At 70.9% G+C, this 25,976-nt stretch carries 24 protein-coding genes; 11 read left to right on the top strand and 13 right to left on the bottom strand.

Annotated elements, in window-relative coordinates:
- Positions 1 to 24 precede the first annotated feature (24 nt).
- A complete protein-coding gene (locus tag OVN18_RS12140; protein ID WP_267781019.1) occupies positions 25 to 1,131 on the bottom strand; it encodes a glycosyltransferase family 4 protein in 1,107 nt (368 codons plus the stop codon).
- Positions 1,128 to 2,012 (bottom strand): alpha/beta fold hydrolase, encoded by an 885-nt coding sequence (locus OVN18_RS12135; RefSeq protein WP_267781017.1) that lies wholly within the window; start codon positions 2,010 to 2,012, stop codon positions 1,128 to 1,130. Before OVN18_RS12135 ends, OVN18_RS12140 begins: the two co-directional genes overlap by 4 nt.
- A 98-nt stretch (positions 2,013 to 2,110) precedes the next feature.
- Between OVN18_RS12135 and treS the strand changes: the two genes are divergently transcribed.
- Both treS and OVN18_RS12125 read left to right on the top strand, forming a co-directional pair.
- Entirely contained in the window at positions 2,111 to 3,862 is a 1,752-nt protein-coding gene (gene treS, locus OVN18_RS12130; protein WP_267737278.1) for a maltose alpha-D-glucosyltransferase, read from the top strand.
- Between the two features lie 10 nt (positions 3,863 to 3,872).
- The gene (locus tag OVN18_RS12125) at positions 3,873 to 4,562 is read left to right on the top strand and encodes a 3'-5' exonuclease (RefSeq protein WP_267781016.1); all 690 of its coding nucleotides are present in this window, start codon (positions 3,873 to 3,875) and stop codon (positions 4,560 to 4,562) included.
- A gap of 123 nt (positions 4,563 to 4,685) precedes the next feature.
- Here OVN18_RS12125 and OVN18_RS12120 read toward each other — a convergent pair whose 3' ends face one another.
- From OVN18_RS12120 to glgA, 3 genes are all read right to left on the bottom strand, one after another.
- Complete coding sequence (locus tag OVN18_RS12120; protein WP_168915801.1) at positions 4,686 to 4,934, bottom strand: type B 50S ribosomal protein L31; 249 nt, start codon at positions 4,932 to 4,934, stop codon at positions 4,686 to 4,688.
- 123 nt (positions 4,935 to 5,057) lie between these two features.
- Positions 5,058 to 5,840 carry an ABC transporter ATP-binding protein gene (locus OVN18_RS12115; RefSeq protein WP_267737276.1) on the bottom strand — a complete coding sequence of 261 codons (783 nt, stop codon included), beginning with the start codon at positions 5,838 to 5,840 and terminating at the stop codon, positions 5,058 to 5,060.
- 39 nt (positions 5,841 to 5,879) lie between these two features.
- Positions 5,880 to 7,064 (bottom strand): glycogen synthase, encoded by a 1,185-nt coding sequence (gene glgA / locus OVN18_RS12110; protein ID WP_267781014.1) that lies wholly within the window; start codon positions 7,062 to 7,064, stop codon positions 5,880 to 5,882.
- Positions 7,065 to 7,111: 47 nt separating this feature from the next.
- Between glgA and glgC the strand changes: the two genes are divergently transcribed.
- From glgC to OVN18_RS12090, 4 genes are all read left to right on the top strand, one after another.
- The gene (gene glgC, locus OVN18_RS12105) at positions 7,112 to 8,347 is read left to right on the top strand and encodes a glucose-1-phosphate adenylyltransferase (protein ID WP_267737274.1); all 1,236 of its coding nucleotides are present in this window, start codon (positions 7,112 to 7,114) and stop codon (positions 8,345 to 8,347) included.
- Positions 8,348 to 8,426: 79 nt separating this feature from the next.
- Positions 8,427 to 9,065 carry a phosphoserine phosphatase SerB gene (gene serB / locus OVN18_RS12100; RefSeq protein ID WP_267737273.1) on the top strand — a complete coding sequence of 213 codons (639 nt, stop codon included), beginning with the start codon at positions 8,427 to 8,429 and terminating at the stop codon, positions 9,063 to 9,065.
- A gap of 149 nt (positions 9,066 to 9,214) precedes the next feature.
- A complete protein-coding gene (locus tag OVN18_RS12095; RefSeq protein WP_267781012.1) occupies positions 9,215 to 11,494 on the top strand; it encodes a carbon starvation CstA family protein in 2,280 nt (759 codons plus the stop codon).
- On the top strand, positions 11,491 to 11,682 hold the full coding sequence (locus tag OVN18_RS12090) for a YbdD/YjiX family protein (RefSeq protein ID WP_267781010.1): 192 nt from the start codon (positions 11,491 to 11,493) through the stop codon (positions 11,680 to 11,682). Before OVN18_RS12095 ends, OVN18_RS12090 begins: the two co-directional genes overlap by 4 nt.
- Positions 11,683 to 11,748: 66 nt before the next feature.
- On the opposite strand, the gene OVN18_RS12085 is transcribed toward OVN18_RS12090, so the two are convergent.
- The gene (locus OVN18_RS12085; RefSeq protein ID WP_267781008.1) at positions 11,749 to 15,708 is read right to left on the bottom strand and encodes a PQQ-dependent sugar dehydrogenase; all 3,960 of its coding nucleotides are present in this window, start codon (positions 15,706 to 15,708) and stop codon (positions 11,749 to 11,751) included.
- Between the two features lie 305 nt (positions 15,709 to 16,013).
- The gene (gene fabG / locus OVN18_RS12080) at positions 16,014 to 16,724 is read right to left on the bottom strand and encodes a 3-oxoacyl-ACP reductase FabG (RefSeq protein WP_267737270.1); all 711 of its coding nucleotides are present in this window, start codon (positions 16,722 to 16,724) and stop codon (positions 16,014 to 16,016) included.
- Positions 16,725 to 16,770: 46 nt separating this feature from the next.
- On the opposite strand from fabG, the gene OVN18_RS12075 reads away from it, so the two are divergent.
- From OVN18_RS12075 to OVN18_RS12065, 3 genes are read left to right on the top strand one after another with little or no spacing between them, the layout of a single operon-like run.
- Positions 16,771 to 17,061, top strand: a complete 291-nt coding sequence (locus tag OVN18_RS12075; RefSeq protein WP_267781007.1) for a DUF3099 domain-containing protein — start codon at positions 16,771 to 16,773, stop codon at positions 17,059 to 17,061.
- Complete coding sequence (locus OVN18_RS12070; RefSeq protein ID WP_267737268.1) at positions 17,058 to 17,300, top strand: hypothetical protein; 243 nt, start codon at positions 17,058 to 17,060, stop codon at positions 17,298 to 17,300. The genes OVN18_RS12075 and OVN18_RS12070 overlap by 4 nt, the downstream gene beginning before the upstream one ends.
- Before the next feature lie 4 nt (positions 17,301 to 17,304).
- Positions 17,305 to 18,129 carry an SURF1 family cytochrome oxidase biogenesis protein gene (locus OVN18_RS12065; RefSeq protein WP_267781006.1) on the top strand — a complete coding sequence of 275 codons (825 nt, stop codon included), beginning with the start codon at positions 17,305 to 17,307 and terminating at the stop codon, positions 18,127 to 18,129.
- Positions 18,130 to 18,171: 42 nt separating this feature from the next.
- Here OVN18_RS12065 and OVN18_RS12060 read toward each other — a convergent pair whose 3' ends face one another.
- Positions 18,172 to 19,770 carry an ABC-F family ATP-binding cassette domain-containing protein gene (locus tag OVN18_RS12060; protein WP_267737266.1) on the bottom strand — a complete coding sequence of 533 codons (1,599 nt, stop codon included), beginning with the start codon at positions 19,768 to 19,770 and terminating at the stop codon, positions 18,172 to 18,174.
- 110 nt (positions 19,771 to 19,880) lie between these two features.
- On the opposite strand from OVN18_RS12060, the gene OVN18_RS12055 reads away from it, so the two are divergent.
- Entirely contained in the window at positions 19,881 to 20,492 is a 612-nt protein-coding gene (locus OVN18_RS12055; protein ID WP_267781005.1) for a biotin transporter BioY, read from the top strand.
- A 76-nt stretch (positions 20,493 to 20,568) separates the two neighbouring features.
- On the opposite strand, the gene OVN18_RS12050 is transcribed toward OVN18_RS12055, so the two are convergent.
- The 5 genes from OVN18_RS12050 to sufB form a co-directional block, all read right to left on the bottom strand.
- A complete protein-coding gene (locus OVN18_RS12050; RefSeq protein WP_267737264.1) occupies positions 20,569 to 20,898 on the bottom strand; it encodes a metal-sulfur cluster assembly factor in 330 nt (109 codons plus the stop codon).
- Between the two features lie 4 nt (positions 20,899 to 20,902).
- Complete coding sequence (sufC, locus tag OVN18_RS12045) at positions 20,903 to 21,667, bottom strand: Fe-S cluster assembly ATPase SufC (RefSeq protein ID WP_267737263.1); 765 nt, start codon at positions 21,665 to 21,667, stop codon at positions 20,903 to 20,905.
- Positions 21,668 to 21,730: 63 nt separating this feature from the next.
- Entirely contained in the window at positions 21,731 to 22,057 is a 327-nt protein-coding gene (locus OVN18_RS12040; protein ID WP_267737262.1) for a non-heme iron oxygenase ferredoxin subunit, read from the bottom strand.
- Position 22,058: 1 nt separating this feature from the next.
- Complete coding sequence (gene sufD, locus OVN18_RS12035; RefSeq protein ID WP_267781004.1) at positions 22,059 to 23,234, bottom strand: Fe-S cluster assembly protein SufD; 1,176 nt, start codon at positions 23,232 to 23,234, stop codon at positions 22,059 to 22,061.
- A 49-nt stretch (positions 23,235 to 23,283) separates the two neighbouring features.
- A complete protein-coding gene (gene sufB, locus OVN18_RS12030; protein WP_324287711.1) occupies positions 23,284 to 24,702 on the bottom strand; it encodes a Fe-S cluster assembly protein SufB in 1,419 nt (472 codons plus the stop codon).
- Positions 24,703 to 24,925: 223 nt separating this feature from the next.
- Here sufB and OVN18_RS12025 point away from each other — a divergent pair, with 223 nt between their 5' ends.
- Positions 24,926 to 25,906 (top strand): COX15/CtaA family protein, encoded by a 981-nt coding sequence (locus OVN18_RS12025; RefSeq protein WP_267781003.1) that lies wholly within the window; start codon positions 24,926 to 24,928, stop codon positions 25,904 to 25,906.
- Positions 25,907 to 25,976: the final 70 nt, after the last annotated feature.

The following is a 25,976-nucleotide window of genomic DNA, read 5'->3' as shown; positions in this document are numbered from 1 at the left end:
CGCCCGCGCGCCGGTCGACGGCTCTCAGCGCCCGCGCGCCGCGAGCTCGCGCAGCAGCGCCAGCAGCAGGGCTGCGCTGCGGCCCCAGTCGAAGCGCGCGGCCTGGGCGAGGCCCGCGCGCGAGCGGCGCTCCCACTCCCCCGGCGCGAGCAGCGCGGTGAGCGCGGCGGCGAAGGCGCTCGGGTCGTCGGCCGGCGCGTAGAGCGCCGCATCCCCGCCGATCTCGCGGAAGATCGGGGTGTCGCTGACGATGACGGGGGTGCCGCGGCCCATGGCCTCGACGAGGGGGATCCCGAAGCCCTCGTCGCGCGAGGCGTGCACGAGCGCCGTCGCGCCGTCGAGGAGCGCGCGGTACTCCTCGTCGCTGACGCCGTTGTGGGCGACGATCGCGCCCGCGGGCGCGAGGGCGAGCAGGCGCTCGCGGTCGGCGGGGCGGATGCGGCTCAGCAGGTGCAGGCGCGCGCGGGGCATCCCGTGCAGCGCCCGCGCGAGCGTCTCGACGTTCTTGTACGGCATGAACGAGCCCATGTAGACGAGCTCGACGCCGCCCTCGGGCCGCGCGCGCTCGGGCGCCGGATCGGGGCGGTCGGCGGCGTTCGGCACGACGACGACGGGCCGGCGGGTGAGCCGGTGCCGCTCGATGAGCGCGCGGGTCGTCTCGCTCACGGTCACGATCGCGTCGGCGCCGTTCAGCAGCATCCGCTGCGGCCACCAGGCCCGGTGGTACAGGCGCCACAGCAGTCGCACGGGGCCGGGCAGATCGCGGGGCGGCGTGGGATGCGCGTAGTAGATGAGGTCGTGAAGGGTGAGCGCGAGCGGGTAGCGCCGCCCGCGGGAGCCCATCGTCTGCATGGGGCTGAAGACGACGTCGGGCGCGATGCGGTTGACCTGCCGCGCCACGAGGGGCTCGCGCGGGCTCGTCGGGCCGCTCACCCGGTGCACCGGCACTCCCGCCGGCAGCATCGCGCGCTGGCGCTCGTCGCTGACGAGCATCGTGAGCCGCTCGTCGTCGCGCAGCAGCGGCAGCAGGTGCTCGACGAGGCTCGCGGTGAAGCGGCTGATGCCGTCGTGCGCGCCGAGGCGGGTGTACCGGCAGTCGATGACGAGGTGCGTGCCCGCGGGCCCGCTCACGCGAGGAACTCCTCGATCGCCCGGGCGGCGACCGCGGGCGTCTCGTAGTGGATGAGGTGCCCGACCTCGGGGATGGCGACGAGCCGCGCATCGGGGAACAGCGTCACGAGCCGGTGCTGCGCCTCGATCGGCGTGATGTCGTCGCGCTCCGCGGCGATGAGCAGGGTCGGCTGCGCGATGCGGGCGGCGTACTCCGAGACGTCGTGCGAGACGGATGCCCGGAACGCCTCGAGCAGGCTCTGCCGGCTCGCGAAGGCCGAGAAGTAGCGGTCGTGCTCCTCGTGGATCCAGCGCCGCAGCGCCGCGTCCCGCGTCTTCGCCATGGAGGCGCTCATGATGCGCGTCACCAGACGGCTGCGCAGGGCCGCGAAGCCGAGCCGCTCCGGCAGGGCGGCGCCCACCCGGTAGAACCCGACGGCGGCGCGGGTGAGGATGCCCCTGGGGCCCGCGAGCGCAGGCTGGCCGATCGGGTTCACCAGCACCATGCGGGGCGTCGGCACGCCCGCGGCGACCGCCGCCGCGACGACGATCGAACCGAAGGAGTGTCCGAGCAGCACGGCGGTGCCGCGCACGCCGGCCGCGACGAGGAACGCGTCGAGCCAGGCCGTGTAGCCCTCGATGTCGTGGGCCCGGTCGGGCAGCGGGGCGGAGTCGCCGAACCCCGGCAGATCCGGCGCGATGATGCGCAGGTGGGGCAGCTGCGCCACGACGGGCTCGAGCCCGTGGTGATCGCCGCGGAAGCCATGCACGACGACGAGCGTGCGCTCGGCATCCACCGGGCCGTACTCGACGACGGCCGTCGCGGCGCCGAGCACCTCGAGTCTCGACTCGCGGCGCGGGATGCGCGAGAGGGCATCGGCGTACGGGGAGGGGACGGGCACCCGGCCGATTCTAGGGGCGCGGCACGTGCGTGGGTCGGCGCCACCGCGGTTAGGGTTGACTCGCCCCGAAACCGATCCATCCCCTCTCGAGGAGTCGCGTGAACTTCACCGCCCCCATCACCCTGCCGGGTCTCGCTCTCGACCCCCAGTGGTACCGCCGCAGCGTGTTCTACGAGGTCATGGTGCGGTCGTTCATGGATGCGAACGGCGACGGCACCGGCGACCTGGGCGGGCTCATCGGCAAGCTCGACTACCTGCAGTGGCTCGGCATCGACGCGCTCTGGCTGCCGCCGTTCTTCCAGAGCCCGCTGCGCGACGGCGGCTACGACATCAGCGACTACACCGCGATCCTGCCCGAGTTCGGCACGATCGACGAGTTCCGCGAGCTCGTCACGAAGGCGCACGAGCGCAACATGCGCGTCGTCATCGACCTCGTCGTCAACCACACGAGCGACCAGCACGAGTGGTTCCAGCAGTCGCGCAGCGACCCCGACGGCCCCTACGGCGACTTCTACGTCTGGAGCGACACCGACGAGAAGTACGAGGACGTCCGCATCATCTTCGTCGACACGGAGGAGTCGAACTGGGCGTTCGACGCCGAGCGCCGGCAGTTCTACTGGCACCGCTTCTTCTCGCACCAGCCCGACCTCAACTTCGAGAACCCGGCCGTGCACGAGGCGATCTTCAACGTCGTGCGCTTCTGGCTCGACCTCGGCGTCGACGGCTTCCGCCTCGACGCCATCCCGTACCTCTACGAGAGCGACGGCGGCAACGGCGAGGGCGAGCCCGCGACCCACGAGTTCATCAAGACGCTGCGCGCCATGGTCGACAAGGAGTACCCCGGCCGCGTGCTCATCGCCGAGGCCAACCAGTGGCCCAACGAGGTCGTGCAGTTCTTCGGCACGAAGGAGGAGCCGGAGTGCCACATGGCCTTCGATTTCCCCGTCATGCCGCGCATCTTCTACGCGCTCCGCTCGCAGCAGGCGACCGAGCTCGAGCGCCAGCTGCGCGAGGAGATCGACGCGCCCGAGGGTGCCGCCTGGGGCGTGTTCCTGCGCAACCACGACGAGCTCACCCTCGAGATGGTGAGCGAGGAGTACCGGCAGGCGATGTACGGCTGGTACGCCTACGACCCGCGCATGCGCGCCAACATCGGCATCCGCCGCCGGCTCGCGCCCCTGCTCGACAACTCGCGCGCCGAGCTCGAGCTCGCCCACGCGCTGCTGTTCAGCCTTCCCGGCAGCCCGTTCCTCTACTACGGCGACGAGATCGGCATGGGCGACAACATCTGGCTGCCCGACCGCGACAGCTCGCGCACGCCCATGCAGTGGACGCCCGACCGCAACGCGGGCTTCTCGCACGCCGACCCGGGCAAGCTGTTCCTGCCCGTCGTGCAGTCGCTGGTGTACCACTACAACCAGATCAACGTCGAGAGCCAGCTGGCGCAGTCGCGCTCGCTGCTGCACTGGGTGCGCAACGTCATCCACGTGCGCAAGGCGCACCCCACCTTCGGCCTCGGCACCATCCGCGTGCTGAAGACCGACCACGAGTCGGTGCTCGCCTTCGTGCGCGAGTACGGCGGCAGCGGCACGCACCTGGGCGACGCCCCCGAGCGCATCCTCTGCGTGTTCTCCTTCGCGCACAACCCGGTGGCGGCGACGATCACGCTCGACGGCCACGAGGGCGCCCCGCTGTGGGATCTCTTCGGCGGCGCCGACTTCCCCTCGGTCGACGAGAACGGCAACGTCACGCTGACGATGGCCACGCAGAGCTTCTACTGGCTGCACGTGGGCGATCGCGAGCCGCACCCGCACCACGGTCCGGGCTACGGCGTCGGCGGTCACGCCTAGGCTGCCCGGCATGTCCGGTCTGCTCAGCACCCTCGCCGTCTTCGACCTCGAGACCACGGGCGTCGACGTCGGCACCGCGCGCATCGTCACGGCGCACGTCGGCGTCATCGGCCCCGACGGCGAGCCGCTCGAGTCGCGGGCCTGGCTGGCCGATCCGGGCGTCGAGATCCCCGCAGGGGCCTCCGCCGTCCACGGCATCAGCACCGAGCACGCGCGCGAGCACGGCGCCCCCGCGGCGCAGGTCGTCGCCGAGATCCTGGATGCCCTCCGCGAGCTCCTCGCCCGCCCCCTGCCCCTCGTGATCTACAACGCCCCCTACGATCTCAGCCTGCTGCGCGCCGAGGCCCTCCGGCACGGCCTCGCGCCTCTGGGGCGGCCGGCGCCCGTCGTCGACCCCCTGGTCATCGACAAGGCCGTCGACCGGTACCGCCGCGGCAAGCGCACGCTCGAGGCCGCGGCCGCCCACTACGGCGTCGCGCTGAGCGGCGCGCACGACGCCGGCGTCGACGCGATCGCCGCCGGGCGCGTCGCCCAGGCGCTGGCCGAGCGGCACGCCGCCGCGCTGCCGGCCACGGTCGACGAGCTGCACGCCGCGCAGATCGCCTGGCACGATGCGCAGAGCGACTCCTTCGAGGACTACATGCGCCGCGAGCGCGACCACCGGTTCACGGCCGACCGCGGCTGGCCGGTCCGGCGCTAGCCGGGCATCCCGCGCCGCACGCCGGGCGCTGCGCCCCTGCACGTCACCTCCGCAGCGGGCGCGCCCGGATACGACGAAGGCCCCGCCGGAGCGGGGCCTTCGTCATGCAGAACTCGGGTGCGACTACGCGCCGAAGTTCTTGAAGCGCTGGTTGAACTTCTCGACGCGACCGGCCGAGTCCATGATGCGCTGCTTGCCCGTGTAGAACGGGTGCGAGGCCGACGAGATCTCCACGTCGATGACGGGGTACTCCACGCCGTCGAGCTCGATCGTCTTGTCGCTCGTGACGGTCGAACGGGTGAGGAAGGTCTCCCCCGACGCGAGGTCGCGGAACACGATCGCCTTGTACTCGGGGTGGGTGTCAGTCTTCATGAACGGTTCCTTGGATTCGGTCGAGGTGGATTCAGCGGTGCACGTGTGATGGGCGGCGGGAGCGCGGAGCTCCGCAGGCCGACTCTCAAGACTATCAGAATCGGTGATCGAGCTCGCGGAGGGTCAGGCGGCGCGCGCCGAGAAGCGATCGCCGTCGCGGTGCACCGTGAGCTCGAGGCCGAAGGTCGCGCTGAGGTGCTCGGCGGTCACGACCTCGTCGATCGGGCCCGAGGCCGAGACGGAGCCCTCGGCGAGCAGCAGCGCGTGCGAGAAGCCGGTCGGGATCTCCTCGACGTGGTGCGTGACCATGATCATCGCGGGCGACTCGTCCGACGAGGCGTAGGCTCCGAGCAGCTGCAGCAGCTCCTCGCGCGCACCGAGGTCGAGGCTCGCGGCCGGCTCGTCGAGCAGCAGCAGCTCCGGGTCGGTCATGATCGACCGCGCGATCTGCACGCGCTTCTGCTCGCCGTCGCTGAGGCTGCCGAAGCGGCGCTCGGCGAAGCGGTCGAGGCGCCACTCGCGCAGCACGCGGTGGGCGCGGCGCTCGTCGACCTCCTCGTAGGTCTCGTTCCATCGACCGGCGACGGAGTGCGCCGCGGTCATGACGACGTCGAGCACGCGCTCGTCGCCCGGGATGCGCCGGGCCATCGCGGTGGAGGCGAAGCCGATGCGCGGGCGCAGCTCGGCGAGGTCGCTCGAGCCGACGCGCTCGTCGAGCACCGTGACGGAGCCCGAGGAGGAGTGCAGCATCGAGGCAGCGAGCTGCAGGAGCGTGGTCTTGCCGGCGCCGTTGGGGCCGAGGACGACCCAGCGATCGCTCGCGTCGACCCGCCAATCGACCGAATCGAGGATGGCCGTGCCATCGCGCGTGAAGGTGACGTCGTCGAACTCGAGAACACTGGCCATGGTGCGATCAGCCTATCGCCGCTCCCGGCCCGATCGGGGTCAGACGAGCAGGCTCTTGTACAGGCTGCGGGTGCGCTGGGCGATCGCGTCCCAGGCGAAGTGCTGCTCGGCGCGGTGCCGACCGGCCTCGCCCATCGCGTGCGCGCGCGGGGCATCCATGACGACCTCGCGCAGCACGTCGGCAAGGTCGCCGACGAACCGCTCCGGATCGATCGGCGTGCCCGTGCCGTCCTGCATCTGCTCGATCGGCACGAGGCGGCCGGTCACGCCGTCGTCGACGACCTCGGGGATGCCGCCGGTGGCTGTTCCGACGACGGCGACGCCGCAGGCCATGGCCTCGAGGTTGACGATGCCGAGCGGCTCGTAGACGCTCGGGCAGACGAACACCGTCGCGTGCGAGAGCACCGTGGCGAGCTCGTGCTGCGGCAGCATGCGCTCGATCCAGACGACGCCCGTGCGCTCGCTCTGCAGGGCCGCGACGCCCTCCTGCACCTCGCGCAGGATCTCGGGGGTGTCGGGGGCGCCCGCGCACAGCACGAGTTGCACGTCGTGCGGCAGACGGCGCATCGCCTGCAGCAGGTACGGCAGGCCCTTCTGCCGGGTGATGCGGCCGACGAAGACGACCGTCGGGCGGTCAGGGTCGATGCCGAGGCTCCGCACGAAGTCGGGGTCGATGGTGCGCCGCCAGCCCTCGAGGTCGATGCCGTTGTGGATGACCGAGACGCGCGCCTCGTCGAGGCTCGGGTAGCTGCGCAGGATGTCCCGGCGCATCCCGTCGCTCACCGCGATGACGGCATCGGCCGTCTCGAAGGCCTGCTTCTCGATCCAGCTCGAGATGCGGTAGCCGCCTCCGAGCTGCTCGGCCTTCCACGGCCGCAGCGGCTCGAGGCTGTGGGCGGTGACGACGTGCGGGATCCCGTGCAGCATCTGCGCGAGCTGCCCGGCCGCGTTGGCGTACCAGGTGTGCGAGTGGACGAGGTCGGCCCCGGCGACGTCCTCGGCGATCGCGAGGTCGACGCCGAGGGTCGCGAGCGCCGGGTTCGCGCCGGCCAGGATGCCCGGCACGAGGTAGGCCTGCGTCCCCTCCTCCTCGCGCGGCGCGCCGAAGCAGCGCACGCGCACCTCCAGTTCGGAGCGGAGGGCGCGGACGAGCTCGGCGACGTGCACTCCCGCTCCCCCGTAGACCTCGGGCGGGTACTCACGGCTGATCACATCGACGCGCATGACGTTGACGCTAGTACGGCGGCGGGCGCCTCACCTACTGTGGGGTTATGGCCGCACCCAAGATCTTCGGAATCGTCCTCGCCGGTGGAGAGGGCAAGCGCCTCATGCCGCTCACCGCCGACCGCGCCAAGCCCGGCGTCCCCTTCGGGGGCGGCTACCGCCTCATCGACTTCGCGCTGTCGAATCTCATCAACTCGGGTCTTCGGCAGGTCGTCGTGCTGACCCAGTACAAGAGCCACTCGCTCGACCGCCACATCTCGCAGACCTGGCGCCTGAGCGGCATGCTCAACGCCTACGTGGCCTCCGTCCCCGCCCAGCAGCGCCTCGGCAAGCGCTGGTTCTCCGGCTCGGCCGACGCCATCCTGCAGAGCCTCAACCTCATCCGCGACGAGAAGCCCGACATCGTCGTCGTGGTCGGCGCCGACCACGTCTACCGCATGGACTTCCGCCAGATGATCGACGCGCACATCGCCAACGGCGCCGGGGTCACGGTCGCGGGCATCCGCCAGCCCATCGCCCTCGCCGATCAGTTCGGGGTCATCGAGACCGACCCGGCCAACCCGCAGCGCATCGCCGCCTTCCGCGAGAAGCCGAAGGACGCCCAGGGCCTCGCCGACGCGCCGCACGAGGTGCTCGCCTCGATGGGCAACTACGTCTTCGACGCCGACGTGCTCATGGACGCGGTCATCCGCGACGGGGAGAACGACGACTCCGACCACGACATGGGCGGCGACATCGTGCCCGACTTCGTGAACCGCGGCGAGGCCTTCGTCTACGACCTCAATCACAACCTCGTGCCCGGGGCGACCGAGCGCGACCGCTTCTACTGGCGCGATGTGGGCACGATCGAGTCGTTCTTCGACGCTCACCAGGATCTGATCTCTGCTCTGCCCGTCTTCAACCTCTACAACGCCGAGTGGCCGATCTACACGCAGCAGCTCAACATGCCGCCGGCCAAGTTCGTGCGCGACGCCCAGGGCCGCACGGGCAACGTCGTCGACTCGATCGTCTCGCTCGGAGCGGTCGTCTCCGGCTCGCTGATCGAGCGCAGCGTGCTCGGCACGGCCGTCACGATCGAGTCCGCCGAGGTCGTCGACTCCGTGGTGTTCGAGCGCACGACCATCGGCGCCGGTGCCGTCGTGCGGCGGGCCATCCTCGACAAGGAGGTCGTCGTCGCCCCCGGCGCCCAGGTCGGCGTCGATCACGAGGCCGATCGCGCCCGGGGCTTCACCGTCACCGAGACCGGCATCACCGTGGTGGGCAAGGGCATCCACGTCGTCTGACCGGTCCGCGACGCCGCGACGCCCTGCCCCGCACGCCCATCCCGACCGCGCGGTCCACCGCGCCCTCCAGGAGCCCCGCATGACCCGCTTCCTCGTCGTGCTCGACGTCGACTCCACGCTGATCGAGCAGGAGGCCATCGAGCTCCTCGCCGATGAGGCGGGGGCGGGTGCCGAGGTCGCCCGCATCACCGAGCGCGCGATGGCGGGCGAGCTCGATTTCGCGGCGTCCCTCGCCGAGCGCGTCGCGCTGCTCGCCGGCCTCGATGAGGGATGCTGCGCCCGCGTCGCCGACCGCATCAGCCTCACCCCCGGCGCGGAGCAGCTCATCGCGGGCGTCCACGCCGCCGGCGGCGCCGCGGCCGTGGTCTCCGGCGGATTCCACGAGCTGCTCGACCCGCTCGCGGCGCGCCTGCGCCTCGACCGCCACCGGGCGAACCGGCTCGAGCTCGACGACGGGCGGTTCACCGGGCGCACCGCGGGCCCCGTGATCGATGCCGGAGCGAAGGCGCACGCCCTCCGCGAATGGGCCGCGGAGCTCGACGTGCCGATGCATCGCACGGTGGCTGTCGGCGACGGCGCCAACGATCTCGGCATGATGGCCGTCGCCGGGCTGTCGATCGCCTTCGACGCGAAGCCCGTCGTGCGCGCGGCCGCCGACATCAGCCTGCCGCAGCGCGACCTCTCGAGCGTGCTCGCGGTGCTGGGCCTGCGCGGCTGACCCCTCCCTCCCCCCTCGGCTGCGAGCTGAGCGCCGCTCGTCGCGCGATCGGCACCGCTCGTCGCGGTGACGGTGGACAGCGGTATCCGAGGGGTCCCGGTGCCGCCCTACGGTGGAATCCGCATCGTTGCGACCGAGGGGATCATCCGATGACGAACGACACCCGCCGCACCACCGCGCCCGAGGGCGAGGCGCTCAGCGATCGGCCCGATCCGCGGCGTCCCGCCGTCGCGATCGACGACGCGACGCTCGAGCGCGACCGCCGCTGGACCCCGCTCAAGGTGGTCGTCTGGGTCGCGATCTCCCTGCTCGGCGGTCTCGCCTGGACGATGATCGGCCTCGTCCGCGGGGAGACGGTCAACGCGATCTGGTTCGTCTTCGCCGCCGTCTGCACCTACCTCATCGCGTACCGCTTCTACTCGAAGGTGATCGAGCGGTACCTGCTGAAGCCCGATGACCGGCGGGCGACGCCCGCCGAGTACAAGGCCAACGGCAAGGACTACCTGCCGACCGACCGCCGCGTGCTCTACGGGCACCACTTCGCGGCCATCGCCGGTGCCGGCCCGCTCGTCGGACCGGTGCTCGCCGCGCAGATGGGCTTCCTGCCCGGCACGATCTGGATCATCGTCGGCGTCGTGATCGCGGGCGCCGTGCAGGACTACCTCGTGCTGTTCTTCTCGATGCGCCGCGGCGGCCGCTCGCTCGGCAAGATGGCGCGGGAGGAGCTCGGTCCGATCGGCGGGGCCGCGGCCGTGCTCGCCACCCTCGCGATCATGACGATCATCGTCGCGATCCTCGCGCTCGTCGTCGTCAACGCCCTCGGGGAGAGCCCGTGGGGCGTCTTCAGCGTCGGCCTGACCATCCCGATCGCCCTCTTCATGGGCCTGTACCTGCGCTACCTGCGACCCGGCAAGGTCACCGAGGTGTCGGTGATCGGTTTCGTGCTGCTCATGGTCGCGATCGTCGCCGGAGGCTGGGTCAGCGAGACGGAGTGGGGCCAGGCGCTCTTCACCCTCGACCGCCCGACGCTCGCGTGGGCGATCATCATCTACGGCGTCGTCGCGGCCGTCCTGCCGGTCTGGCTGCTGCTCGCCCCGCGCGACTACCTCTCGACCTTCATGAAGATCGGCGTGATCGGGCTCCTGGCCATCGCGATCATCGTCGTGCGCCCCGAGATCACCGTGCCGGCGGTCAGCGAGTTCGCCTTCTCCGACGCCGGTCCGGTCTTCGCCGGGCCGCTCTTCCCGTTCCTCTTCGTGACGATCGCCTGCGGGGCGCTCTCCGGCTTCCACGCGCTCATCGCATCGGGCACCACGCCGAAGCTCATCGAGAAGGAGCGCCAGACGCGCTTCATCGGCTACGGCGGGATGCTCATGGAATCGTTCGTCGCGATCATGGCCCTCGTCGCCGCCCTCTCGATCGATCGCGGCATCTACTTCGCCATGAACTCCTCCGCCGCGGCCACGGGCGGCACGATCGAGGGCGCCGTCGCCTTCGTCAACGGGCTCGGGCTCATGGGCGTGAACCTCACCCCCGAGATGCTCGCCGCGACCGCGCAGTCGGTGGGTGAGGAGAGCATCGTCTCCCGCACGGGCGGAGCGCCCACCCTCGCGCTGGGGCTCGCGCAGATCCTGCAGTCGTTCATCGGCGGCGCCGCGCTGACGAGCTTCTGGTACCACTTCGCGATCATGTTCGAGGCGCTGTTCATCCTGACGGCCGTCGATGCGGGAACCCGCGTGGCGCGCTTCATGCTGCAGGACACGATCGGCCAGTGGGTGCCCCGCTTCGCGGACACGGGGTGGCGACCGGGAACCTGGATCTGCACGATCATCATGGTCGGCGCCTGGGGCGCGATCCTGATCATGGGCGTGACGGATCCGCTGGGCGGCATCAACACTCTGTTCCCGCTCTTCGGCATCGCGAATCAGCTGCTCGCGGCGATCGCGCTCTCCGTCTGCCTCGCCATCGCCGCCCGGCGCGGACTGTTCCGCTGGCTGTGGATCATCATCGTGCCGCTCGGCTTCGCGGCCGTGGCCACCGTCGTCGCCTCGATGTACAAGATCTTCTCCCCCGTGCCGACGCTCGGCTACTGGGCGCAGCACACCGCGTTCCGGGATGCGCTCGCGGCCGGCGAGACGAGCTTCGGCACGGCGCCCTCCGTCGAGGCGATGGAGGCGGTCGTGCGCAACACGGCGATCCAGGGCAGCCTGTCGATCCTCTTCGTCAGCCTCGCGCTCGTCGTCATCACGACCTCGGTGATCGAGACCATCCGCTCCGTCCGCCGGGGCGGAGGACCGAACACCGAGGACGCCCCCGTCCAGTCGCGCATCTACGGACCGAGCGGCATGCTGCCGACGCGCACCGAGCGCGTGCTCGAGGCCGAGTGGGCGGCGGCGGAGCCGGCCCGTCGCGAGGGCGGTCACGGATGAGCGTCGGCGCCGCGGTGAGAGAGGCCGCCCGGCTCTGGCGCGGCCTCATGGGTGATGACGCCTACGCGCGCTACGCCGCTCACGTCGCGGCGGAGCCTCCCGACGGCGCCGTCGTTCTCAGCGAGCGCGAGTTCTGGCGCGGTCACCAGGACGGCTTCGACCCGCGCACCCGCGGGGGATGCTGCTGATCGTGCTGGCCCATGGGCCGCGCCCCGCCGTCGCGCGACTGCGGCGGCGGGGCGCGGCGACGAGCATCAGCCCGTCAGCGAGTAGTCGTCCAGCTCGAGCGTGCCGTTCGTGGCGAGCACGTGCTGGATGGTCATGCGCGCCGTGCCGGCGGGCGGTTCGATCGCCGTTCGGATCTGCGTCCATTCCGTCGCTCCGGGGACGGCCCCGAGCCACTGGTAGGTGCGCGACCCGTCACCGGCGGTGAACTCGACCACGAGGGACGTCGCCGCGGTCGATCGGTACCAGCTGCTGAACTCGTACCGGACGCCCGCCACGACGGCGACGGGCTCGAAGAACCATTTCGCGTCGCCGGAGGCATGGGAGGTGATCGTGAGCGACACGCCACGATCGTCCGTCCGGCCGGCCGCCGGGTAGGCGAAGGTCGTCGTGTTCGATCCCCACCCGCCGGTGTACCAGTTCTGGGGCGTACCGCCTCCGGAGTAGGGGGTCAGCATGCTCGGATTCGCGATCAGGTTGTCGGGTGCCGGGGGCGGGGGCGGGGGCGGAGGCGGCGCGACCGGGGTCACCACGATCTCCACCGATCGCACGTCCGTGCCGACGCTGTTGGTGCATGACAGCGTGTAGGTCGTGGTCGCGCCGGGGGTGACGGTCTCGGTGCCGCTCGTCGCCCTCGCGCCCGACCATCCGCCGCTCGCGGTGCAGGTGGTCCCCGTTCCGCCGGTCGTGGACCAGGTGAGGACGGCCGAGGAGCCCGCAGCGACCGAGGCCGGCTGGGCGGCGACGGTGATCACCGGTGCCGTGCCTGTCGGCGGCGGCGGAGGCGGGGGCGGGGGCGGCGGCGGGGGTGCCGTCGGCGCGGTCACCGAGACGGCGTCGATCGCGAGGAGTCCGATGCCCGTCAGATAGGCCCCGACCGTCATGGAGACCGCGCCTGCCGGGGTCGTGACGGTCTTCGTCGTCGTCTGCCACGCGCTGGTCCCGTCGGGCAGGGTGCCCAGCCAGAGATAGCGCTTGCTCCCGTCGGCCAGCGTGATCACCGCGAGAAGCTTGGTGGGGCCGCTCGCCTTCGACGCGAGGGACACGGCGTACGCGGTGGCGGCCGAGACCGGCTGCGGATCGAACTCCCACCTCGCCTCCCCGCTCGAGTGGCTCGTGATCCGGCTGGTCACGTGTCGGGTCCCCTCGAAGGATCCCGTGCCCTCCAGCGCGAAGACGGCGTTGTTCGTGCCCCATCGGGAGCTGCTCCACCCCGCCGGTGATCCAGCAGCGCGCTCGATCTCGAACGACGGGTTCGGCACGATGTTGCCGGTCGCCGGCGGCGGGCCGGCCGGAGCGACGGTCACGGTGACCGTCCTCGCCGCGGGCCCGGCGCTGTTCGTGCAGCTCAGGGTGTAATCGGTGGTGGCTGCGGGGGTCACCGTCTGCGACCCGCTGGTCGCGCGCGCTCCGCTCCATCCGCCGCTGGCGGTACACGCCGTGGGGCTGCCGGTGGTGGACCACTGGAGCGTCGCCGATCCGCCCGCGCTGATGGTCGCGGGCGAGGCGGTCATCGTGATGGTGGGTAGAGGAGTCGGCGGTGGCGGCGGTGGGGGCGGTGCCATGGCCGTGGTCAGCGACATGTCGTCGACGGTGACACTGCCGGGGACGGCCAGGTATGTGTTGATCATGATGCTGGCCGCGCCCGCCGGCGTGGTCAGGGTCGCACTGCGCTCGGTCCACGCGGTGCCGGGCGCCGCCGCGTTGACGCCCAGCCAGAGGTAGCGATGCGAGCCGTCGGCGAGGGTGACGTCGGCGACCATCTTCGTCTCGACCGTGCTGCGGTAGAACAACCGCACCGTGTACGGCGTCTCGGGGGCGACGGCCACGGGAGCGTTGTGCAGGCGGATCTCGCCACTGCTCCGGGTGGTCATGGCGAGCATCGCGCTCCGCGAGCCCGTCCGCGCTTCGGTGGAGGTCGTGAGGGTCGCGTCGTTCTGGCCCCAGCGCGGGCCCGACCATCCGACCGGGAGCCCCGCAGTGCTCAGCGTCTCGAACGAGGCGTTGGGGAGCAGGTTCTGACCGCCCGTGGGAGGGGGCGCGGGCACGAAGTGCGCCGTGTAGGTGGTGTTCGCGGAGGGGAAGGCGATGGTGTGGTCGCGCGCTCCCCCGTCCGACCAGCGGTCGAAGACGTACTGCGTCCCTCCGAGGGTCTGAGGGCTCGGAGCAGTGAGCTGACGGGTCAGCCCGACGACGCCCTCCACCGTGGACGGCGTCGGGGACGAGGTCCCGTCCAGGCTCAGCGCGAGACCGGCCGGTTCGGTGCGGAGGGAGATGGACGCGGTGCTCGGATGGACGTCGACCGATGCGCTCCCCACCAGCCCGGCGCCGTCGGTCGCCTCGACCGTGATCCGATACCAGATGTCGGGGCTCAGCTCGCCGGTGCGCGGGACGGTGACCTCGCCGGATCCCCCGACGACCGGTCCGAGGAAGGGGTGATCGTGGTCGGAGTGATGGAGCCTGATCGTGGTGCGCAGGTCCGCGGCGGCGATGGGCGCCCCCGCTCCGTCGACGGCGCTGGCGGCGTAGGCGATGACGTCCCCGCCGCTGAACGTGCTGGTGGCCGTCGGGCTCGTGATGGTCACTCTCGGCTGCAGGCCCACTCGGATCGTGAGGGGTGTCGCCGGCGTGCTCGTCGCTCCATCGCTCACCGTGAGCGCGACGGCGTACTGGCCGTTCGCGGAATAGGTCTTCGTCGGATTGGCGCTCGTGGAGCTCGTTCCGTCGCCGAAGTCCCATCGGTAGGTGAGGGGCAGACCCTCCGGATCCGTGCTGCCCGCGCTGGAGAAGTCCACGGTGAGCGGCGCTGCGCCGCTGGTCCGGTTGGCCGACGCGACCGCGACGGGAGCGGCGTTCCCGCCCCCGGCGTCGTAATCGATCCGATACAGGGCTGGACTCGAGATCGTGACGAAGTAGACCTTGCCGTCGGGTCCCTCCGCGAGGTCGACGACTGCTCCGTTCCCGGTGCTGAAGGTGCTGTAGGCGGTCGAGCTGGTCGAGACGTCGGCGGTGCGGACGAAGCCCTGCACGTAGTCGGAGTAGAACATACGGCCCCGATAGGTGGAGGGGTAGGCGCTGCCGCGATAGATCGGACCGCCGGTGATCGACGAATCGTTGGTGTTGTTGGTGCCCGCGACGTGGGGGTACCAGTGCACGGGGTTGACGAAGGCGCAGGGGCTCGCGCACGGGCCCTCGGCGGCGGGCCACCCGTAGTTCCCGCCCGCCACGACCCTGTTGATCTCCTCCCAGGTGTTGAATCCGACATCCGCGACGTAGAGGGAGCCCGTCGTCCGGTCGAGACTGAGGCGGAACGGATTGCGCAGCCCGGAGGCGTAGATGCTCGGCAGCGCTCCGGCCGTTCCGAGGAAGGGGTTATCGGCCGGGATGGAGCCGTTCGCGGCGATGCGATGCACTTTACCGAAGGGGTTGGTGAGGCTCTGGGAGTTGCTCGGCGTGCCGTTGTCGCCGATGCCGAAGTAGAGGGCGCCATCGGCACCCATCTCGATGCCGCCGCCCGCGTGCTGGAAAGGGGAGGACGCGGGGGCCGTGTACAGCACCGTGAAGTCGGTGCCGAGGTCGCCGTTCACGGTGAATCGCCCGACGCGTGCGCGGCTGTCCGACGCCCCGACGTAGTAGACGTAGAAGTACGGTCTGGCCGGGAACTGGCGGTCGAACACGCCTCCCAGCAACCCCTTGTCGCCGGTGGCATCGACGCTCACGGTGCCGAAGGGCTGAGCCTTCCACGCGCCGTTCGAGAAGATCTTGATCTGGCCGTAGAGGTCCAGCACGAAGATGCGGCCATCCGGAGCGATCTCGAGCGAGCTCGGGGCGCTGATGCCGTAATTGACCAGCAGTGTCGAGCGGAATCCGCTGGCTTCTCCCTGCGGCGCGGCGGTCGCCGGAGCCGGGGACGAGGCGACGATCATCGCGATCGTGAGCGCCGCGATGACGGAGAGTGCGGTGAACCTGCGAAGGACGGGACGTTCCATGACGAGACCTCGCGATCACTCCCCGCGCGACGACGCAGCGGCGCGAGCGGCCGGGGAGGCGACCGCGATTCGAGGAGGGCGGGCAGGACGTGCTTCGGGTGGGAGCGGTCGCGCTCACGACATCCGGTCCCGGGTGCGGGCCCCGATCATCGGCACGAGCGCGTCCACGGCCTGCGCCAGGAATCGCAGGAGGGGGCGGGTATGTCTGAGGGGACCGTATACCCGCAGGGCGGTGCTGTCCAGCCGTTCGCGATAGAGACTCAGGCCCCCTGCGGGGGATCCTGGGACGGAGGCGAGCGCGAGCGCTAGTGGCCCATCCCGAGGCCGCCGTCGACCGGGATCACCGCGCCGGAGATGTAGCCGGCGTCATCGGAGGAGATCCACGTGACGACGCGGGCGACCTCCTGCGCGCTCGCGAACCGACCCGCGGGGATGGCGTCGCGGTAGGCCTTCTGCTGCTCCTCGGGCAGCGCCGCCGTCATGTCGGTCTCGATGAAGCCCGGGGCGACGACGTTCGCGGTGATGCCGCGCGACCCGAGCTCGCGCGTGAGCGATCGCGCCATCCCGACCAGGGCCGCCTTCGAGGCGCTGTAGTTGACCTGCCCGGCCGAGCCGTAGAGGCCGACCACGCTCGAGATGAGCACGATGCGGCCGAAGCGCGCCTTGAGCATCCCCTTCGCCGCGCGCTTGACCGTGCGGAAGGCGCCCGTCAGGTTGGTGTCGACCACCTGCTGGAAGTCGTCGTCGCTCATGCGCAGCATGAGGGTGTCGCGCGTGATGCCGGCGTTCGCCACGACCACCTCGATGGGCCCGTAGGCCTCCTCGACCTCGCGGTAGGCCGCGTCGAGCGAGGCGGCGTCGGTCACGTCGGCGGTGACGGTCATCGCGCCCTCCGGGCCGGCCCCGGAACGGGCGGTGACGGCCACGCGGTGGCCCTGGGCGAGGAACTCCTCGGCGATCGCGAAGCCGATGCCGCGGTTGCCGCCGGTGATGAGAACGGTGCGCTGGGTGGTCATGACCCTCAAGCTTATGCGCAGGCTGCGTCCTTAGACTCGAGCCGACATGAAGCAGACGCCGGGCGCCGCCATCACGAGCATCCCCGCCTCCCCGACCGAGGAGCGGCACGTCCGCATGGTCAAGTACGCGGTCGCGATGGGGATCCGTCTCGTCTGCATCGCGGCGTGCTTCGTCACTCCCGGCTGGTGGCTGCTGATCCCCGCCCTCGGCGCGATCATCCTGCCCTCCTTCGCGGTCCTCGTCGCCAACAACGTCGTGCCCTCCTCCGGGCCGGCCGTCGAGCGCCCCGGCCAGATGATGCCGTACTCCCCCGGCGGCCCCGGGCAGTCCGCGTGATCTCCCTGCCCGGCGAGATCTCGGGCACGCGCTGCTCGCGGGCCGGCTGCCGCGCCGAGGCCGAGTGGGCCGTCAACTGGCGCAATCCGAGCATCCACGCCGCCGACCGGGTGAAGGTCTGGCTCGCGTGCTCCGAGCACCGCGACTTCCTCTACGACTTCGTCGATCAGCGCGGGTTCCCGGTCACGATCACCCCGGCGGGCGTCGTCGTCGGGCGCGTGCCCGATCGGGGAGAATGAGCGCGTGAGCATCACGCGCCTCGCCCTGTCGCGCAAGTGGCTCGGCTACCTCGCCCTCACCGTCGTCGTCGCCATCGTGTGCGTCGGGTTCGGTCTCTGGCAGTGGGCGCGCCGTGAGGAGGCGGTCGCCGAGATCAGCCTCATCGAGGACAACTACGACGCCGAGCCGGTGGACTACTCCGTCGTCATGGGTGGTGGGCAGGGCTTCGACCCGGCCGACGAGTGGCTGCCCGTCGTGCTCGAGGGCGAGTACCTCGCCGAGGATCAGCTGCTCGCCCGCAACCGACCGCGCGACGGCCGCCCGGGCTTCGGGGTTCTCACCCCTCTGCAGCTCGACGACGGCACGATCGTCGTGATCGATCGCGGCTGGCTCCCGATCGGGTCCGCGCAAGACTCCCCCGATGTCGTGCCCGAGGCGCCGTCCGGCCGCGTCGAGGTGACCGCCCGCCTGAAGCCCGGCGAGCCCACCATCACCGGCCGCGGCGCGCCCGAGGGGCAGATCGCCACCATCAACCTGCCTCAGATCGCCGAGCTGCTCGGCGACGAGGTCGAGACGACGGCCTACGGGCAGCTGATCGCCGAGGATCCCGCGCCGGCGCAGCGCCCGCTCCCCGCCCAGCGCCCGATCCTCGATGAGGGTCCGCACCTCAGCTACACCTTCCAGTGGTACGTCTTCGCGATCCTCGCCTTCATCGGCTTCGGCTGGGCGCTGCGGCAGGATGCCCGTGCCGTCGAATCCGAGCGCACCGGGGTGCCCGTGGCCGAGCCGGCGCGACGTCGCCCGAGCGACGCCGATGAAGAGGACGCGCTGCTCGACGCGAGCCGCTGACGCCGGTCACGACTGCCTGTGCCTCCCTCGGACGGGGCCGGGCTACGCGAGCGAGATGAGCTCGGCGTAGTCCTTCGTCCAGAGGTCCTCGACGCCGTCGGGCATGATGAGCACCCGCTCGGGGTTCAGCGCCTCGACCGCGCCCTCGTCGTGACTGACGAGGATCACCGAGCCGGCGTAGCTCGACAGCGCGCCGAGGATCTCGAGGCGGCTCGCCGGGTCGAGGTTGTTCGTCGGCTCGTCGAGCAGCAGCAGGTTCGCCTTCGAGACGACGAGCATCGCCAGGGAGAGGCGGGTCTTCTCCCCGCCGGAGAGCACGCCGGCGGGCTTCGCGGTGTCGTCGCCGAGGAACAGGAACGAGCCGAGCACGCTGCGCGCCTCGCGCTCGGTGATCGTCTCCGAGGCCGACATCATGTTCTCGAGCACGCTGCGCTTCACGTCGAGCGTCTCGTGCTCCTGCGCGTAGTAGCCGACCCGCAGGCCGTGGCCCGGTTCGAGCTCGCCGGTGTCGGGGGCGTCGACTCCCGCGAGGATCCGCAGAAGCGTGGTCTTGCCGGCACCGTTGAGACCCAGGATGACCACGCGCGAGCCGCGGTCCACCGCCAGATCGACGGCCGTGAAGATCTCGAGCGAGCCGTAGCTCTTCGAGAGGTTGCGGGCCTGCAGCGGGGTCTTGCCCACGGGCGCCGGATCGGGGAACCGCAGCTTCGCCACCCGATCGACGGCGCGCACCTCCTCGAGCCCCGAGAGCATCTTCTCGGCGCGGGCGACCATCTGGTGCGCCGAGGCCGCCTTCGAGGCCTTCGCCCCGAAGCGGGCGGCCTGCTGTTGCAACGAGGTGGCCTTCTTCTCGACGTTGGCGCGCTCCTTCTTGCGGCGCTCCTCGTCGGCCTCGCGCTGGCGCAGGTAGTGCTTCCAGCCCATGTTGTAGATGTCGATCACCTGGCGGTTGGCGTCGAGGTAGAAGACCTTGTTGACGGTCTCCTCAACCAGATGGATGTCGTGGCTGATGACGATGAAGCCGCCCTGGTAGCTGCCGAGGAACTCGCGCAACCAGACGACGGAGTCGGCGTCGAGGTGGTTGGTGGGCTCGTCGAGGATCATCGTTTCGGCGTCGCTGAACAGGATGCGCGCGAGCTCGATGCGGCGGCGCTGACCGCCCGAGAGCGTGTTCAGCGGCTGGCCGAGGATGCGGTCGGGCAGGTTGAGGTTGCTGGCGATCGACGCCGCCTCCGCCTCGGCCGCGTAGCCGCCGAGCGCGAGGAACCGGTCGGTGAGCCGCCCGTAGCGATTCATCGCCTTCTCGCTGACCTCGGGGTCGGAGCTCGCCATGTCCTGCGTCGCCTGCTGCATGTCGATGACGATCTGGCCGAGGCCCCGGGCATCGAGGATGCGCGTGCGGGCGAGCTGCTCGGGGTCGCCGGAGCGCGGATCCTGCGGCAGGTAGCCGAGCTCCCCCGTGCGCTGCACGGTGCCCGCGGCGGGCAGCTCGTCGCCCGCGAGCACCTTCGTCAGCGTGGTCTTGCCGGCGCCGTTGCGGCCGACGAGGCCGACCTTGTCGCCCTTGTCGACGCGGAAGGCGACGTTCTCCATGAGCAGGCGTGCGCCGACCCGGATCTCGAGATCCTGAACAGCGAGCACAGCGGAGGTCCGTTTCTTTGGTGGGTTTCGTCAGCCGGGGCGACGGGGGGTCAGCCCGATAGTCTACCGAGGTCCCCTGATCCCCGATTCCCGTGAGGAACGCACCGCTCATGTCGATCGCCACTCCCCTCGCGCGCCCCACTCTCGTGGACCGCGTCCAGCCCCGCACCCTCGCCTCCGACATCGTCCTCGTGCTCGGCGGCACGGCGCTCGTCGCCGCCCTCGCCCAGGTCGCCATCCCGCTCTGGCCGGTGCCGGTCACGGGCCAGACGCTCGCGGTGCTCATCGTCGGCGCCTCGCTCGGCGCGGCCCGCGGCGCGGCCTCGCTCGGCCTCTACGCTCTGCTCGGCGGTCTCGGCCTGCCGATCTTCAGCGACACGGAGTCGGGGTGGAGCGTCATCGCCGGGCCGACCGGCGGCTACATCATCGGGTTCATCCTCGCCGCCGCGATCGTCGGCTGGGCCGCCGAGCAGCAGTGGGACCGCGGCTGGCTCAAGGCCGCCATCACCTTCATCGGCGGCTCGCTCGTCGTCTTCGCGGTCGGCCTCCCCTGGCTCGCGCTGTCGCTCGGCCAGCTCGGCCTGCCCAACGACCTCGGCAGCGTGCTCGCCTCCGGCTTCGTCCCCTTCATCATCGGCGGCCTGATCAAGGCCGGCATCGCCGCCGCGCTGCTGCCCGCGCTGTGGCGCGCGGCCGAGGCCCGTCGCACCGACGAGGCCTGACGCCCGCGCATCCCGCATGCAGAACGCCCCCGCCGAATGATCGGCGGGGGCGTTCCTCGTTCTGAGAGCGCAGGGGTCAGATGCTGAAGCCGAGGGCTCGCATCATGTCGCGACCGTCGTCGGTGATGCGCTCGGGGCCCCACGGCGGCATCCACACCCAGTTGATGCGGAACTGCTGCACGATGCCGTCGAGCGAGTTCGCGACGGACTCCTCGATGACGTCGGTGAGCGGGCATCCGGCCGAGGTGAGGGTCATCGAGATGATGAGGGCGTCGGACTCCTCGTCCCACGCGAGGTCGTAGACGAGCCCCAGGTCGACGATGTTGACCCCGAGCTCGGGGTCGATGACGTCCTTGAGACCCTCCTCGACCTGGTCGAAGAGCTTCGGTTCGAGAGCGACAGGCATGCGGTCAGGCTACCGGCGTCGACGTGACGAAGCGATCGTAGCCCTCGTTCTCGAGGCGATCCGCCAGCTCGGCGCCGCCCTGCTCGGCGATGCGGCCCTCGACGAAGACGTGCACGAAGTCGGGCTTGATGTAGCGCAGGATGCGCGTGTAGTGCGTGATGAGGAGCACGCCGAGGCCGGTCGACTCCTTCACGCGGTTGACGCCCTCCGAGACGATCTTGAGCGCGTCGACGTCGAGGCCGGAGTCGGTCTCGTCGAGCACGGCGAACTTCGGCTTGAGCAGCTCGAGCTGCACGATCTCGTGGCGCTTCTTCTCGCCGCCCGAGAAGCCCTCGTTGACGTTGCGCTCGGCGAAGCCGCGGTCCATGCGCAGGGCCTCCATCGAGCTCTTGAGGTCCTTGACCCACGCGCGGAGCGGCGGGGCCTCGCCGTCGAGGGCGGTCTTGGCGGTGCGCAGGAAGTTCGACACCGTCACGCCGGGGATCTCGACGGGGTACTGCATCGCGAGGAACAGGCCCGCCTTGGCGCGCTCGTCGACGCTCATCGCCAGCACGTCCTCGCCGTCGAGCGTGATCGAGCCCGAGTCGACGGTGTAGCGGGGATGCCCGGCGATCGTGTACGCGAGGGTCGACTTGCCCGAGCCGTTGGGGCCCATGATCGCGTGGATCTCGCCCTCGTTGATGGTGAGGTCGACGCCGCGGAGGATCTCCTTGGCGCCCTGATCGGTGTCGATCGAGACGTGCAGGTCGCGGATCTCGAGAGTGGCCATGTCGTGGGGTTCCGTTCGTCGTGGTGCCCGCGGGAGCGGGCGGCTGATGCGGGAGGGTGCCGGCTACGGCGTGATGACGGCGTCGGCGTCGACGAGGATCTCGCCGTTCTCGACGGTCACCGCGTAGACGGGCACCGGCTCGAAGGCCGGGAAGTTCTTCGGAGCGCCGGTCGCGAGGTCGAACTTCGACCCGTGCGCCCAGCACTCGAGCGTGCCGTCCTCGACGAAGCCCTCGCTGAGCGAGATGTCGCCGTGGGTGCACGTGTCGCCGAGCGCGTGGACGGCCCCGGCGGAGTCCTTGACGACGGCGATGGGCTTGCCGTCGATGACGACCTTCATCGCCGTCGCGGGCGCGAGCTCGCTGTCGGCGCAGACGCGGGTGCCGGCCATCTCAGTCGACCTCCATCGTCGCCAGCTCGGCCTCGACGGCGTCGATGAGCCGCGCGCGCACGTCGTCGACGGCGATCTTCTGCACGATCTCCATGAGGAAGCCGAGCACCACCAGGCGACGCGACTCCTTCTCGGAGATGCCGCGCGAGCGCAGGTAGAACAGCTGCTCGTCGTCGAACCGGCCCGTGGCGCTCGCGTGTCCGGCGCCGGCGATCTCGCCGGTCTCGATCTCGAGGTTCGGGATGCTGTCGGCGCGCGCACCGTCGGTGAGAACGAGGTTGCGGTTCGCCTCGTACGAGTCGGTGTCGACCGCGTCGGCGCCGATGAGCACGTCGCCGATCCACACCGTGCGGGCCTTGGCGCCCTGCAGCGCGCTCTTGTAGAGCACGTTGCCCTTCGTGGCGGGGCCCTCGTGGAACAGGTAGACCTGGCTCTCGAGGTGCTGCCCGCTGTCGGCGAAGGAGAGCCCGAAGAGCTCGGCGTGGCTGCCCTCGCCGGCGAGCCGCACGCTCGGGTTCACCCGCACCACGGCGCCGCCGAGGCTGACGACGAAGTGCGTGAGGGATGCCCGGCGCCCGACGACGGCCTGATGGGCCGCGGCGTGCACGGCGTCGTCCTCCCACGCCTGCAGCGACAGCACGGTGAGGGATGCGCCGTCGCGCACAATGATCTCGACGTTCTGCGCGAACTGGGCCGAACCCGTGTGCTCGAGGACGACGGTGGCGTGGGAGTCCCGCTCGGCCTCGATCACGATGTGGGCCGTGGACCGCGCGGTCGCGTCCGTGCCGTGCAGGCGCACGCGCACCGGCTGCTCGAGCACCTGACCCGCGGGGAGCCGCAGGTGCAGGGCGTCCTCGCTGCGCTTCCACGCGATGGCGCTCGGGCGATCCTCGGGGCGGAACACCTCACCGCGGACGGGGGCGTCGAGACCCGTGGAGGGCACGTGCACCCCGGCGGGGGCATCCACCTCGACGGTCACGGCGCGCGCGCTCTCGGCGGGCTCGTCGACGAACAGGGGCGCGAGCCGCTGCAGGTCGCTGAGCTTCCAGTTGACCTCGCGCGCCGAGGGGGCGGCGAAGTCCGCGGGCTCGAACGAGGTCGGGCGGGCGGATCGGGTCTGGATGGGCACGTCCGCCTGGCGGGCGGCGAGCGCGTCGGCGATCAGGGTCTCGGTCATCGAGCCTGGGGGTCCTTTCGTGGGGGCGGGAGGGCGGCGGCGCGGGCGATCAGCCGACGCTGCCCTCCATGTTCATCTCGATGAGCTTGTTGAGCTCGAGCGCGTACTCCATGGGCAGCTCGCGCGCGATCGGCTCGATGAAGCCGCGCACGATCATCGCCATGGCCTCGTCCTCGGGCAGACCCCGCGACTGCAGGTAGAACAGCTGCTCCTCGCTCACCCGCGAGACGGTCGCCTCGTGGCCGAGCTGCACGTCGTCGACGCGGATGTCGATCGCCGGGTAGGTGTCGGAGCGCGAGATGGTGTCGACGAGCAGGGCGTCGCAGCGCACCGTGTTCGCGGAGTGGTGCGCCGCGGCGTCCACGCGCACCTCGCCGCGGTAGCCGGCGCGGCCGCCGCCACGGGCGATCGACTTCGAGATGATCGACGACGTCGTGTACGGCGCCATGTGGATCATCTTCGCGCCGGCGTCCTGGTGCTGGCCGGGGCCGGCGAAGGCGACCGACAGGGTCTCGCCCTTGGCGTGCTCGCCGACGAGGAAGATCGACGGGTACTTCATCGTCACCTTCGAGCCGATGTTGCCGTCGATCCACTCCATGGTGGCGCCCTCGTGGGCGACGGCGCGCTTGGTGACGAGGTTGTAGACGTTGTTCGACCAGTTCTGGATCGTCGTGTAACGCACGCGTGCGTTCTTCTTCACGATGATCTCGACGACGGCCGAGTGCAGCGAGTCACTCTTGTAGATCGGCGCCGTGCAGCCCTCGATGTAGTGCACGTACGAGCCCTCATCGGCGATGATCAGCGTGCGCTCGAACTGGCCCATGTTCTCCGTGTTGATGCGGAAGTAGGCCTGCAGCGGGATCTCGACGTGCACGCCGGGCGGCACGTAGACGAACGATCCGCCCGACCAGACGGCCGTGTTGAGCGCGGCGAACTTGTTGTCGCCGGGCGGGATGACCGTGCCGAAGTACTCCTGGAACAGCTCCGGGTGCTCGCGCAGCGCCGTGTCGGTGTCCATGAAGATGACGCCCTGCTGCTCCAGGTCCTCGCGGATCTGGTGGTAGACGACCTCGGACTCGTACTGCGCGGCGACGCCGGAGACGAGGCGCTGGCGCTCGGCCTCGGGGATGCCGAGCTTCTCGTACGTGGCCTTGATGTCCTCGGGGAGCTCCTCCCACGTGGTGGCCTGCTTCTCGGTGGAGCGCACGAAGTACTTGATGTTGTCGAAGTCGATGCCGGAGAGGTCGGCGCCCCAGTTCGGCATGGGCTTCTTGCCGAAGAGGTCGTAGCCCTTCAGGCGGGTCTTGAGCATCCACTCGGGCTCGCTCTTGAGCGCGGAGATGTCGGAGACCACCTCGGTGCTGATGCCGCGGCGGGCGGTGCTGCCGGCGGCGTCGGAGTCGGACCAGCCGAACTCGTACTGCCCCAGACCTTCCAGCTCGGGTCGATCGATAAGCACGTCAGACACGATGTTCCTCTCTGTTGCCGAACCCAACCGGTGGCGATGGCGGCCCATTCCCCCCGCGGGACGCGGTGGGTCTCTTGAAGGCGGATGCTCATGGAGCCCGATTTACACTGGACTCTGGCGGGTCGATGCCCCTCGCGGAACCCGCGGAGGCACCCGCTATCGACACTGATGGTGAGCGCTGAAAGTCTACCGTGCTCAGCCTGGACGGAGAGGGTGCAGCACCGTGAATCGCCTGTGGCAGCAACTGGTCGGCTCGGCGCGCGCGGTGTGGGCGTGGCTCCCGACGACGGTCGACCGGCGCGTGCGGTTCATCGCGTGGGCGTCGCTCGTTAGCCAGACGCTCATCGTCGGCACCGGTGGCGCGGTGCGCCTCACCGGCTCGGGCCTCGGCTGCCCGACCTGGCCGCGGTGCACGGAGGACTCGTTCGTCGCGACGCCCGAGATGGGCATCCACGGCATCGTCGAGTTCGGTAACCGCCTGCTGACCTTCGTGCTCGTGATCATCGCGATCGCCGCCTTCGCCTTCGTCGTGCGGATGCGCCGCGAGCGCCCCGAGCTGCTGCGTCTCTCGATCGCCCTCGGACTCGGGATCCCGGCTCAGGCGATCATCGGCGGCATCACCGTGCTCACGAACCTGAACCCCTGGATCGTCGGCTTCCACTTCGTCGTCTCGACCGCGCTCGTCGCGCTCGCCACGGTGCTCGTCTACCGCGTCTACCGCGGGCCGGCCTCGCGCTCGCTGGCCGTGCCCTCCCCCGTGCGGATGCTCGGCCTCGCGACCGCCGTCGGCGCTTGGATCACGGTGCTCGTCGGCATCGTCGTGACGGGCTCCGGCCCGCACGCCGGCGACGGCGGTGCGGCGCGCAACGGCCTCGACTCGGAGCTGCTGCAGCATGTGCACTCCTGGCCGGCCTACGCGACCGCGGCCCTGAGCGTCGCCCTGCTCGTCGTCGCCGTGCGCCTCGGCATGCCGCGACTGCAGCGCGCGGTCGTCGCGCTGCTCGTCGTCGAGGCCGTTCAGATCGTCGTCGGGGTCGCGCAGGCGCGCCTCGGCCTGCCCGAGATCCTCGTGGGCGTGCACATGGTGCTCGCCTGCGTGCTCATCGCGGCGGTCACCCGGGTGCTGCTCGAGATGCGGCTCAGCCGCGCCGAGCAGCAGGCTCCCGCGGTCGAGCCGGCCGAGCCGGTCCTCGTCGCGCGTTAGCAGAGCAGCGCCGGCGCGGAGACGCCAGCGCGGCGGGAGCGGTTCCGCAACGCGCGGCACCAGTTGCACG

Origin of the sequence: Microcella daejeonensis, assembly GCF_026625045.1 — a bacterium.
In the GTDB taxonomy this organism is placed as follows: domain Bacteria; phylum Actinomycetota; class Actinomycetes; order Actinomycetales; family Microbacteriaceae; genus Microcella; species Microcella daejeonensis.
Note: the sequence above shows the minus strand (reverse complement) of the source record. Positions and strands in the feature narration are given on the sequence as shown.